The following is a 13,296-nucleotide window of genomic DNA, read 5'->3' as shown; positions in this document are numbered from 1 at the left end:
GATGTATCTTTGGAGGATGATTATGTATAGATTGTTAAATGTAGATGGTAGGGCTAGACGTGGTGAATTTAAAACAGTACATGGTATAATACAGACTCCAGTTTTTATGAATGTAGGAACTTTGGGTGTGATTAAAGGGGCTATTTCGACAGTAGATTTAAATAAAATAAATTGTCAAGTAGAATTATCTAATACTTATCATTTACATATTAGACCTGGTGATGAAAATGTGAAAAAATTAGGTGGTTTACATAAATTTATGAATTGGGATAAGCCGATTTTAACTGATTCAGGTGGTTTTCAGATTTTTTCGCTTTCTAATTTAAGGAAAATAACAGAAGATGGAGTAGAGTTTAATTCGCATTTAGATGGTAAAAAGATTTTTATTGGTCCAGAAGAGAGCATGAGAATACAAAGTAATTTAGCCTCAACTATAGCTATGGCTTTTGATGAATGCATACCAAATCCATCTGAGAGAAGCTATGTTATTAATTCTGTTTCCCGTACTACTAGATGGTTAAAGAGGTGCATAACTAGATTAAATATGTTAAATAATATGGCGGATACTATTAATAGTAAACAGTTGTTATTTGGGATTAATCAGGGTGGAATATATAATGATATAAGAATTGAGCATGCGAAAGAGATATCTGATTTGGACTTATCTGGTTATGCTATAGGTGGACTAGCAGTTGGGGAAACCAAAGAGGAAATGTATAACGTTATAGAGGAAGTGGTACCATATTTGCCCGTAGATAGACCTATATATTTGATGGGTGTAGGTACACCTGAAAATATTCTAGAGGCAGTATACAGGGGGGTAGATTTTTTTGATTGTGTATTGCCAGCGAGGAATGGTAGACATGGTCAAGTTTTTACTAGTACAGGTAAAGTTAATTTGACCAATAAAAAATTTGAACTTGATGATAATCCTATTGATGAAAAATGTTTTTGTGAGGCATGTAAAAATTATTCTAGAGCATATATACGCCATTTATTTAAGGCTAAAGAAATGCTTGCTATGAGATTATGTGTATTGCATAATTTGAATTTTTATAATAAACTATTAGAAGAAATTAGAAAATCTATTGAATTAAATCAATTCTCTGCATTTAAGAATCAAAAGTTTAGAGAATGGGGAATACGCTAAAAGGAGATTTTTTATGAGTTCTTTTGTTAATCTACTTATACCTATAGGATTTTTAATAATCTTGTATGTAATAATGATACTTCCAGAGACGAGAAGACGAAAGAAGTATCAATCGATGCTTGATAATATAAAAGTTAATGATAAGGTTATTACTAGAGGTGGAGTTGTTGCTAAGGTTATATCTATAGATAATGATAAAAATGAGGTTGTTTTAGAGACTGCTCCTGATAGGACAAGAATGACTTTTTTGAAAAATTCTATAGGAACTATAGTAGTTGAGTCTGTAGAAAAGATTGATATTAAATCTGATAATTCGTAGTTTAAAAGAGGATGTTTGTTGTTTTAATGTCCTCTTTTATTTTATAAGTGTTTTAAATTGTTATTGAAAAAAGTTTACAAATATATTACAATATTTATGTGATTTATATTTTAGTTTAAGGAGAAGATATATGTTATCTAAAAAAATTCTAAAATTAGTTTTAGCTATTGTTTCAATTGCGTTTTTATGTCCTAATTTTTCACATAATGTAGAATCAAAAGATTTTAAAAATGTCAATCTTAGATCTATTCTATTAAGAGATGGAGATAGTAATGAAAGTGAAGAATCTAAACCATTACCGAGTGAAGAGGGTCCGATATTGGTTAATAGTGCTACAACAGAAGAAGAGTTTATTAAATATTTGAGTGAGCATTCAGAATTTGCAGTTACCGAGCAGTTTAAGTTAACTAAAAAGATTATAGAAGCTATTAAAGCAAAAATTAATAATGAAGATTATATCAATTTTGAAATTTATGGAAAAGGAATTTTAGTAATAGAAGCTGATCTTATAGTTAATGATCCGAATAGATTTAGAATAATTAGAGGTGGGGGAAAAGAGGGATCTTTATTAAAAGCAGAAACCTTGAATACTCCTATTAATATTAAAGGTATAGAGATTCAAAATGATTTAATAGATCAACCTATAATTGATAGAGTAGATAATGTGCAGCTAGTATTTACTTCAAATAAAATTTTTAATGGTTTTTTAAATCCAGTATCTAGTAATAATAATTTTGTTGTGGAATCCACATCGAAGATTGTTGGACAAGATTATATAGATATGTCTGCTGTATTAAAATCACCTGTTGATTTTTCTAATAATTTGAATTTACTTATTCAGTGTTTCCTTTCTACTCAAAAACATATGGGTACTATGAACTTAGATCTTGAAAAATCAGGAAATATGGAATTTAAATCTGTAGAAGATGGAAAAATAATCGATTTAGATGGGGGATATACTTATAATTTAATACCTGATATTGACTATACTGATGAACAAGAAAATCAGTTTATTATATATGCTAATATTTTAAATTTTAATACTTTTAATTTAGAGCGTGCAAATTTAACGCATGATAGTGTAAGTTTAAGTGTTTTTTTTGGTACAAATGGTAATGATAAAAATGGGAAGAGGCAGTATCCATTGACTCTTGAGATTAAAGATGGTTCAGGAATTATTAAAGAAATGCTTATATTAGAAGGAAAAGAAGGAGATAGAAAATCTTATACGATAAATAATTTGTTACCTAATACAACTTATACTGCTACTTTAAGAGATAATTTAGGAAATGAGATTTCAAAAGAAACTTTTGAAACTCTTTCAGATATGGGTAGTGAAAGTTCTAATAATCGTATAATTAGTATACTATCTTCTGATGTAGTGAGATTGAATGATGTAAGCATAGCAGTTAATATTACTGATGAATCTTTACTAGAAAGTTTTAAGACAGGAAAAGATTTTTCAGTTGGTATTGAGGGTATAAGCGTATCTTTTGACGGATCAATACTTAAATTAGAAGGTCTTGTTCCAGACAAGGAATATAAAAATTTGTCTCTTACTTATGTAGATAATAAGAATGTAAAAAAAATTGTGAATATTACATTTTTTAGAGCTGGTATGCCTAGGAATTCAATTGGGGAGTTTGTAGTAGATGTGTATAAAAAATCTATGGGTAGACATCCAGATGAAGTGGGTTTTGCATATTGGTATAAAAACATCGAAAGTAAAACTGTATCTCCTCAAACTTTTGTATTGAATATTTTGACTGAAAAAGAATTTATAGATAGATACGATACAGCAGAAGAAAAGATAGAAGCGTTTTATGGAGTAATTTTAGGAAGAAATCCTGATGAAGAAGGTTTGAAATTTTGGTTAGATGAGTATAATTCTTTACTTGCTAATGGAAATACTGAATCAGTATCTTTATCACAAATTGCTAATAGAATGGTTAACGAAGAAGAATTTATCAATAGATGTAAAGAATTATTTAAATCTAATATTGATAGGAGAATGTGGTAAATAATAAAGGATTTACCAAAAGATGTGAATAGTTATTTAACAAAGATTTTTTTCAGCAAAGGACGAATATTTGAATAATAATTTATCGAGTAAGATAATAGAATTGATATTTTAAATAAATGTTCGTAGTTCGATAGAATTGTAATTCTATCGAACTTTTTTATGCTATAAGGAGGTTTTATAAAAAATAATAATTCTAGATTTTAGAAAACAAATATGTTATAATTTTCCGGAGTTCATTTTGGGAGGTAAGTTTAGTGAAACATATTAAAATTTTGGTTAAAAATACAATAAAAGATACATTAAAAGATACAAATTGTAAGGAATGTGCAAATTCTTGTCAATCTGCATGTAAGACTTCGTGCACAGTAGCTAATATAGTTTGTGAAAAATAAGTGAGGTATATATAGATTATTTTTTGAGATTATTTTAATAGGCTGATTTGATCGGTCTATTTATTTTTTATATGATATGGAGGAATAGATAGTATTATGGAGTTAATTCATAAATTTTTTATAGATGATTTCAGATATGTTTTGGATGTTAATACAGGGTCTCTTATGGAAATTGATGAGATTACTTATGATGTATTAGATGCGAACGAGCCTCTTACATTAAGTGAGGCTGTTAGAAGGTTTGAAAATAAATATTCTGAAGCTGATTTAGAGGAAGTTTTATCAGAGATAGAAGAGTTAATTAGTGATAATATATTATATACTAAAGATATGTATGAAGAAAAAGTTAAAATAAATAATGAACAAGAATATATGAAGGCCATGTGTTTAAATGTTGTTCATGATTGTAATTTAAAGTGTAAATACTGTTTTGCTGATGAGGGAGAGTACAAGGGTAAAAGGGAAATTATGACTCTGGATGTTGCCAAGAGAGCATTGGATTTTTTGATAAGTCAAAGTGGACCAAGATATAATATTGAAGTTGATTTATTTGGTGGTGAACCGCTTATGGCATTTGATATGATAAAACAATTAGTTGAGTATGCAAGAAGCATAGAGAAAAAGGTCAATAAAAATATAAGATTTACCTTAACAACAAATGGGATTTTATTAAATGATGAAATTATTGAATATTTAAATAAGAATATGAAAAATATAATATTGTCAATAGATGGTAGAAAAGAAGTAAATGATAATATGAGATTAACAGCAGTAGGAACAGGCTCTTATGATATTATAATTGATAAGATTAAGAAACTTGTGGAAGGAAGAGAGGAAGGGAAAGAGTATTACGTAAGGGGTACTTATACGCATCAAAATTTGGATTTTTCAAATGATTTTTTACATCTAGCTGATAAGGGATTTAAAGAAATTTCTCTTGAACCAGTTGTTGTTAAGGAAGATACAGAAATATCTATACGTTTTGAAGATTTAGAGCAAATTTATGATGAATATGATAAAATTTATAGATATTTAAGGGACTCTATTGATAAAGGTAAGAATGTTAATTTTTATCATTATAATATAAATTTGCAAGGCGGTCCTTGTGTTTATAAAAGAGTTTCTGCATGTGGTGCTGGATTTGAATATATAGCTATTACTCCAAGTGGAGATATTTATCCATGTCATCAATTTGTTGGCAAGAAAGAGTTTATTATTGGAAATATTAATTCTTTATATAAGGATAAAATAACAGAACCACAGATTGTAAGTGAGTTCAAAGATGCTAACATATATAAAAAAGAAGATTGTAATAAGTGTTGGGCAAGGTTTTATTGTAGTGGTGGTTGTCAGGCTAATAATCATGAATTTACAAATTCAATATTAAGCCCATATAAGATAGGATGTGCATTGCAGAAAAAAAGAATTGAAATGGCCATAGCATTGAAGGCCTATGAAAAATCTAAAGAAAAAGTAACTAACTAATAAAATTATTACTATAGAGATAAGTTTATTTGAGGAGGTATATTGTGAAAAAAGATAAACTTACTTCGAAAGGATCCTCGCTATTTATTTTTATTTTAGTGTTATTATTATTTTTATTTTGTACATTTTGGGGATTTAAAGGATTTGAAATTTCAGGATACAAATTTAAAAATTTTAATGATTCTATACAAAAGGGACTAGATCTTCAAGGTGGAGTTTCTGTTTTACAAGAGATAGTTGATGAAAATATAACTAAAGAAACACTTCAAAATACTAGAGAGTTATTATCTTTAAGAGTTAATAAATTTGGATTGAGTGAACCTGTTGTTACTATAGAGGGGAGTAATCGTATAAGAATCGATCTTGCAGGCGAATTTGATTCTAATGATATAGTTAAAACTCTTACATCTACAGGTCAGTTAAATTTTAAAAATGAAGAAGGAAATGTACTGCTTACTGGTAATGATGTTAAAAATGCCACTGCAGTTTTAACGCAGGATGGGAAAGCAATAATACAATTAAAATTCACGGATGAAGGAACAAAGAAATTTGCTGAAGCTACAGGGAATAATATAAATAAAACTATAGAGATAAGCATGGACGATCAAGTATTAACAAAACCTGTGGTTAATACTCAAATAACTGATGGAGAAGCAATAATAGAAGGTTCGATGAGTTTCGAAGAGGCTAATAAAATTGCAAGTATTATTCAATCAGGAGCATTGCCAGTTACACTTAAGACTATATCCGTGAATAAGGTTGGTCCGACGTTGGGGGCAGAATCTCTCCCAAATACAATAAAGTCTGGTTTAATAGGATTCATTTTCATATTAATTATTATGTTTATTAGATATAGGTTTCCCGGAATTCTTTCTGTATTTTCTTTAGCAATTTACATGATTTTATTTTTATTTGTATTTGCACTTATAGGTGCTGTTTTAACATTGCCAGGTATAGCGGGTATATTACTAACTTTGGGAATGGCTATTGATTCTAATATTTTGATATTTGAGAGGATAAGAGAAGAATTAAAAAAAGGAAAATCAGTTAAAATATCTATCAAAATTGGTTTTGATAAAGCTATGAATTCTATCCTAGATTCTAATATTACAACTATAATAGCTGGTCTAGTCTTATATTTTATTGGTACAGGTAGTGTAAAAGGTTTTGCAACAACTTTATTAATAGGTATAGTTCTAAGTATGTTTAGTTCTATAGTTATAACTAGATTTTTGATTGAGCTTTTCTATAATATGGGATTAAGGTCTAAAAGGAGTTATGGATTTAATGAAAATGAACATAAGAAAAGTGAAGGAGTGATTATAGATGAACATAACGAAAAAGTATAAAGTATGGTTTTCTATATCTATAATTACCATATTAATAGGGGTTGCTCTATTTTTTTATAGAGGGATCAATATAGGTATTGATTTTGTTGGAGGAACTACGGTATTAATAGATATTGGTAAGGAATTTGATAAGTTAGAAGTAGATGAGATATTGAAGAAATATTCTCAAAATGCAGTTTCGAAAAAAGTGAATGGGACTCAAATAGAAGTGAGGGGTAAGAATTTTGAAACTGATGAGGTAGCTAGTTTTTTTAATGAACTTAAAGATAAATATTCGTTAGAAGATTCCGCATTATTATCTCAAACAGAAATAAGTGGATCTATTGGTAAAGAACTTACTATAAGAGCATTAATAGCATTATTAATAGCAACTATAGTGATGCTTGTATACATAATTATTAGGTTTGAAATTTATTTTGGTATAGCTGCTGTGGTAGCATTAATACATGATGTTTTGATAACATTAAGTGCGTATTCTATATTTATGGTACCTATAAATTCTCCATTTATAGCATCAATATTAACAATAGTTGGGTATTCAATTAATGACACCATAGTTATATTTGATAGGATAAGAGAAAATAAGAAATTGCATTCGGGAAAATCAAATAGGTATATTGCAGATTTAAGTGTAAAACAAAGTTTAGTTAGATGTATAAACACATCTATTACAACGATTATTATTATACTTTGCGTTTATATTTTTGTGCCTAATGTAAGAGAGTTTTCATTTCCTATACTAATTGGAATAATTTCAGGTACATATTCATCTATTTTTATTGCTACCCCATTGTGGTCGATGTTAGCTTCTAAAAAAGATAATAAATTAAATAAATAAGTGTTGTAACATAGATAGATTATTTTAATAAATTAATCTATCTATTATTTTTGTTAAATATATTGTAAAAATTAACGTTGTAAACTATAATTAAATTTGTTTTTCTAATGATTTGGAGGATTATATTTATGGTAGATTATCGTAATCTTGTTTTGGAAAAGGGATATATTGGTGATAATTATAATCCTTTTGAAATTAATGGTATCAAAGAAGTAATTGATATAATTGATGATGTGATTAGTAAGCATACTAATATATTGATTTATGCTCCAGGAACATTGGATGGTGTATTATCTACATCTATTTTGATGTTAGCATTGAGGTATTTGAAATTGAATGTGTATCATTATATTTATGATGATGATCAAGAGTTTGATATAGATGGATTTAATGAACACATCGAACTTATGAGAGTAGATATAGTATTTTCATTAAATAAGATTATAGAAATAGATTCACCTATAAAGATTATAAATATTTCCAATAAAGAGAAAGATACAGTAAATTCTTCAAAATATATACTAATAAACCCATATTCAGATGATTGTGTATATTCATTTAAGGATTTAACACTACCAGCTTTAACTTATAAAATTTTGGAGGGCATAAGTAGATTTTATAATTTGAAAAGTATGGTTAAGTTTTTGGATTTAGTTTTTATAAGTTTATTTAATGACAATGTTAAGGTATATGGTGAGAATTATAAACTTTTAAAAGAAGGATCGTATTTTTTGAAAAATACTAAGAATTATGGATTGCGTGAGTTAGTTAAAATTAGTTCTAATAATATAACTATTAACGAGTTAATTAATTTTATTGACCCCGAGTATATAAATAAAAATAAAGTTACAAATGCTAGATTAATAGTTGAATTGCTTACAGTATCAAATTCTCTAAAGGCTAATCAAATTTGTAAGTATCTAATTAAAGAGGTAAATTGTAAATTGGAGGAAAAATCATGGATTTGAAGGAAAGTATAAGAATTATCGAAGATTTTCCTAAAAAAGGAATAAGCTTTAAGGATATAACAACCATTATACAGGATGGTAAGATATTTAGGTATGTTATAGATTTAATGGTAAGTAATTTAAAAGATAAGAAGATAGACTTAATAGTTGCTCCAGAAGCTAGAGGATTTATATTTGGAATACCTGTTGCGTATGCTTTAGGAATAGGATTTGTACCTGTAAGAAAAAAGGGTAAGCTACCTGGTGATACTATAGGAGTTAGTTATGACTTGGAATATGGGAAAGATACCTTAGAGATGCACAAAGATGCGTTGAAGAATAATCCTAGAGTTGCTATAATTGATGATTTATTAGCAACAGGTGGTACAATTAAAGCTGTGGCAGAACTTGTTGAAAAAGCTGGAGGAGAAGTTGTAGAGTTAGACTTTGTCATAGAGTTGGAGAAGATTGGTGGCAGGGATATATTAAAAGGATATAATGTACATTCATTTGTAAAGTATGATGTATAGTTGTAATTCTGTAGTATATATATTATAATTGTCTAAATAAATATTGTTTGTGTTTATAAGTTAATACATATTTTCAGGGAGTTTCAATAGAATTTGATCTCCCTAAATTGCTATATTTTCAAGGGGGCTATTATGTATCAGAAATTAGAATCTATAATAAGTAGATTAAGCAGTGAAAATAGAGATTCAATAATAACAGCGTTTAATTTTGCTTTTAATGCACATATAAATCAAAAAAGAATAGATGGCGAGCCTTATATTGTACATCCTCTTGAAGTTGCGTATATTCTATCAGAAATGAATTTAGATGTAAATACTATAATAGGTGGACTTTTACATGATGTTATTGAAGATACTGAATTCACATATTCAGATATAGCGACAACTTTTGGTGAGGAGGTTGCTATTCTGGTTGAAGGTGTTTCTAAATTAGATAAAATAAATTATAAGACAAAAGAAGAAGCACAAGCGGGGAATATTAGAAAAATGTTAATGGCTATGACAAAAGATATTAGGGTTATTTTGATTAAACTCGCTGATAGGCTTCATAATATGAGAACTTTAAAATATTTATCTGAACATAAACAACAGGAGAAGTCTAAAGAAACATTAAATATATTTGTACCCTTAGCACATAGATTAGGAATAAGCAAAATAAAATGGGAATTAGAAGATTTATCTTTTAGATATTTGAATCCAGATGAATATTATAAAATAGCTAAATTGGTTTCTGAAAAAAGGGATGATAGGGAAAAGTTAACTAATAAAATAATAACGGAGTTTAAAGAAGTCTTAAGCGAATCTAATGTAAATGCTATTATTGAAGGCAGGCCCAAACATTTATATAGTATATATAAAAAATTAATTCAGAAGAATAAAACTATAGATGAAATTTTTGATTTGATAGCTATAAGAGTTATTGTTGATAATATAAAGAATTGTTATATAGCTTTAGGTTTAGCACATGAAAAGTATAATCCGATTTCTAATAAGTTTAAGGATTATATAGCAATGCCTAAGTCGAATAATTACCAATCGCTTCATACAACAGTTCTTACTAAAAGCGGGAAACCTTTTGAAATACAGATTAGGACTAAACAAATGCATAAAGTTGCAGAATTAGGAATAGCGGCACATTTTAAATATAAGGAGCAAACAGATACAAAGGATAGTTTTGATGAAAAATTTGTATGGATTAGAGAAGTTGTAGAGTGGCTTACTGAGACAAAAAATCCTACAGAAGTTATGGAAAATTTTAAAACAGATTTGATATTCCAAGAAATATTTGTTTTTACCCCTGAAGGGAAAGTTATATCTTTGCCTATTGGATCTACTCCTGTAGATTTTGCTTTTAGAATTCATACGGATGTGGGGTATAGGTGTGAAGGGGCTAGAGTTAATAAAAAAATGGTTACTTTAGATCATATACTGGAAACAGGAAACATAGTTGAGATTATTACTTCTAAGCAAATGAAAGGTCCTAGTATAGATTGGTTAGGGTTTGTTAAAAGTAATCATGCTAAAAGTAAAATACGTCAATGGTTTAATAAAATAGCTAAGGAGGACAATATAGCTAGAGGTAAATATTTATTTGAAAAGGAATGTAAGAAAAGGTCTATACGTTTAAATGATGTATATATTAATAAACTTCTAAAGTCTCTATCTGTATTTAACTTAGATGAGTTATACTTTAGTTTAGGAACAGGGAATATAACATTTCATACTGTTTTATCTAAGATAACTGATTTGTCATCAGAAAATTTCATCGACAAGAAAACTGATAAAAAAGATTACTCTAACATAGAATATAAGCAGCACCATACTTCACCTAAATCTAGTTATAAAAATGAAGTATTAATAGAGGGGCAAAGTAATTTATTAACTAAATTTGCTAAATGTTGTACTCCAGTTTGTGGAGATGATATAGTTGGATTTATAACTAGAGGTAAGGGAATAACTGTACACAGAAAAGATTGTCAAAATGCAATTAAATGTTCAGATAAAGAAAGAATTATAAATATAGAGTGGTATTATATTAATAATAGAAAATATGATGTAGATATTTGTGTGACTTTTAGAAATGTAACATCATTTATAATTGAAGACATTTCAAAAGTTGTTAAGAGTTTTAATGTATATATTAAAAGTATTAATTTTAGAGAAGTAGATTCCGAAATATCTAAGGCAGATATTAGGATTAATATTGATTCTAGAGAAAAACTTGACAAATTAATTGCTTCTTTAAGAGGGGTTAAGGGAGTATTTAACGTCTTTAGACCGAATACAAATAGTAATTAGTTATAATATATAATAATAATTAATATTAAATTTTTGATCATGCTATTTTGGAGGGCAAATTGTGAGTGGTATTAATGTTTATAGAGTTCCGTTAGGGAGTTATGAGTGTAATTGTTATTTGGTTCATAACACGGCTGATAATAATACAATCATTATTGATTGTGGGGATGGTAAAGAATTAGTTAACTACATTGAGAAAAATAATCTTAATTTAAATATAAAATATGGATTACTTACACATGGACATTTTGATCATACTATGGGAGTAGAGTATATACAACGTCATTTTAACACAACATTTTTTATGTCTCTACCAGATTTACAATCTCAATATGATGAGCCATATTTATTTACAAAATTATATAATATAAATCCTGTATACGATAATTTGATATTAAATTTTGATAGTTTTGAGGTGGAAGTAATAGCTACTCCCGGGCATACTCTTGGAAGTGTAAGTTATAGGATTGATGATTTGCTTTTTACTGGTGATACTCTTTTTAAGGGAACAATAGGAAGGACTGATTTGTATGGTGGAGATTTTAATACGATTATAGAGAGCATTAGATTTAAATTATTTAGCTTACCAGATGATACGATAGTTTATCCAGGTCATGGTGAGGAAAGTAGCATAGGAGAAGAAAAAATTAATAATAGGTTTTTAAGAGATATATTAGGAGATGAAAATTTGGATGGATAAAATTATTAAATCACCCAAGGGAACAAAGGATTGTTTGCCTTGGGAAACTTACATATGGAAATATATAGAAAACTTTTTAAGGAATAAAGCTAGAATATATGGTATTAAAGAAATAAGGACACCGATATTTGAATATACAGATTTGTTTTTAAGAGGTGTTGGTGATACAACGGACATAGTACAAAAGGAAATGTATACTTTTAATGATAAAGGAAATAGAAGTATAACGTTAAAAGCTGAGGGTACTGCTCCTACTATAAGATCGTTTATTGAACATGGTATGTATTCAAATCCTCAACCAACGAAGTTATTTTATATAACACCTGTATTTAGATATGAAAATGTGCAAAAAGGAAGATTAAGACAACATCATCAATTTGGAGTTGAGATATTTGGAACTGATTCACCTATATCTGATGCAGAGATTATAAGTATGGCATATAGTATATATGATGACCTTAATTTGAAAAATATTAAGGTATATATAAATTCTTTAGGGTGTGATGAATGTAGAAGTATTTATAACCAAAAATTTAAAAAATTCTTGGAAGGTATTAGTGAAAATTTATGTAGTATTTGCCAAGAAAGATTGAAAAAAAATCCATTAAGGATATTGGATTGTAAAAATGAAGAATGTAAAAATATGCTTTTAGAAGATGCTCCTAGTATACTTGATTACATATGTCAAACTTGCACTAAACACTTTAATGATGTTCAACTATACCTGAATATGTTTAATGTTGATTTTGAAGTAAAAAGTAGTATTGTTAGAGGATTGGATTATTATACTAGAACTGTATTTGAGATAGTAGATGAATCGAATACAACTCTATGCGGTGGAGGAAGATATAATAATTTAATAGAAGAACTTGGTGGAAAGGATTGTCCTGCTGTTGGTTTTGGAATGGGGATTGAGAGACTTTTACTATCGCTAGGTGATAATTTATATAGGTATGTAAAAGATGATAGAATTGATTTATTTGTAATTAATCATAGCGAAGAGTATAAAACTGATGCTCTAAAAATATGTAATAAATTAAGAAAATTTAATATTAAATGTGATACAGATTGTTTAAATAGAAGTTTTAAGCAACAGATGAAGTATGCTAATAAGATAAATGCTAAAAATATAGTAGTTATAGGTAGAGATGAATTGTATACTGGTATGATTAAGATAAAGAATATGGATACTAGTGAAGTAACTATTTTAAATTTAAATAATGATAAAGAGATACAAAAATATTTTTTATAAGGGGATTACACTT

Annotated in this window: 12 protein-coding genes; all 12 read left to right on the top strand. The window is 27.9% G+C overall.

What is annotated here, in order from left to right; translation table 11 throughout:
* The first annotated feature begins 22 nt into the window (after positions 1–22).
* The 12 genes from tgt to hisS all read left to right on the top strand — a co-directional run bounded on the left by tgt (position 23) and on the right by hisS (position 13,283).
* A complete protein-coding gene (gene tgt / locus SFBM_RS04510; RefSeq protein ID WP_007440369.1) occupies positions 23–1,150 on the top strand; it encodes a tRNA guanosine(34) transglycosylase Tgt in 1,128 nt (375 codons plus the stop codon).
* Positions 1,151–1,163: 13 nt separating this feature from the next.
* A complete protein-coding gene (gene yajC, locus SFBM_RS04505) occupies positions 1,164–1,469 on the top strand; it encodes a preprotein translocase subunit YajC (RefSeq protein ID WP_005806095.1) in 306 nt (101 codons plus the stop codon).
* Between the two features lie 130 nt (positions 1,470–1,599).
* Positions 1,600–3,489, top strand: coding sequence for a DUF4214 domain-containing protein (locus SFBM_RS04500; protein WP_014017965.1), 1,890 nt, complete (start codon positions 1,600–1,602; stop codon positions 3,487–3,489).
* A 257-nt stretch (positions 3,490–3,746) separates the two neighbouring features.
* Positions 3,747–3,884, top strand: coding sequence for a six-cysteine ranthipeptide SCIFF (gene scfA, locus SFBM_RS04495; protein ID WP_005806098.1), 138 nt, complete (start codon positions 3,747–3,749; stop codon positions 3,882–3,884).
* 96 nt (positions 3,885–3,980) lie between these two features.
* The gene (scfB, locus tag SFBM_RS04490) at positions 3,981–5,369 is read left to right on the top strand and encodes a thioether cross-link-forming SCIFF peptide maturase (protein WP_005806099.1); all 1,389 of its coding nucleotides are present in this window, start codon (positions 3,981–3,983) and stop codon (positions 5,367–5,369) included.
* A 44-nt stretch (positions 5,370–5,413) separates the two neighbouring features.
* Complete coding sequence (secD, locus tag SFBM_RS04485; RefSeq protein WP_005806100.1) at positions 5,414–6,718, top strand: protein translocase subunit SecD; 1,305 nt, start codon at positions 5,414–5,416, stop codon at positions 6,716–6,718.
* Complete coding sequence (gene secF, locus SFBM_RS04480; RefSeq protein WP_005806102.1) at positions 6,696–7,556, top strand: protein translocase subunit SecF; 861 nt, start codon at positions 6,696–6,698, stop codon at positions 7,554–7,556. Before secD ends, secF begins: the two co-directional genes overlap by 23 nt.
* A gap of 128 nt (positions 7,557–7,684) precedes the next feature.
* A complete protein-coding gene (locus tag SFBM_RS04475; protein WP_005806103.1) occupies positions 7,685–8,524 on the top strand; it encodes a DHH family phosphoesterase in 840 nt (279 codons plus the stop codon).
* Complete coding sequence (locus SFBM_RS04470; protein ID WP_005806105.1) at positions 8,515–9,033, top strand: adenine phosphoribosyltransferase; 519 nt, start codon at positions 8,515–8,517, stop codon at positions 9,031–9,033. The genes SFBM_RS04475 and SFBM_RS04470 overlap by 10 nt, the downstream gene beginning before the upstream one ends.
* 132 nt (positions 9,034–9,165) lie before the next feature.
* Entirely contained in the window at positions 9,166–11,331 is a 2,166-nt protein-coding gene (locus SFBM_RS04465; RefSeq protein ID WP_005806106.1) for a RelA/SpoT family protein, read from the top strand.
* Positions 11,332–11,392: 61 nt separating this feature from the next.
* On the top strand, positions 11,393–12,031 hold the full coding sequence (locus SFBM_RS04460) for an MBL fold metallo-hydrolase (RefSeq protein WP_005806108.1): 639 nt from the start codon (positions 11,393–11,395) through the stop codon (positions 12,029–12,031).
* On the top strand, positions 12,024–13,283 hold the full coding sequence (gene hisS / locus SFBM_RS04455; protein ID WP_007439860.1) for a histidine--tRNA ligase: 1,260 nt from the start codon (positions 12,024–12,026) through the stop codon (positions 13,281–13,283). The genes SFBM_RS04460 and hisS overlap by 8 nt, the downstream gene beginning before the upstream one ends.
* The last annotated feature ends 13 nt before the right edge of the window (positions 13,284–13,296 follow it).

The sequence above is a fragment of the Candidatus Arthromitus sp. SFB-mouse-Japan genome, assembly GCF_000270205.1.
In the GTDB taxonomy this organism is placed as follows: Bacteria; Bacillota; Clostridia; order Clostridiales; family Clostridiaceae; genus Dwaynesavagella.
Note: the sequence above shows the minus strand (reverse complement) of the source record. Positions and strands in the feature narration are given on the sequence as shown.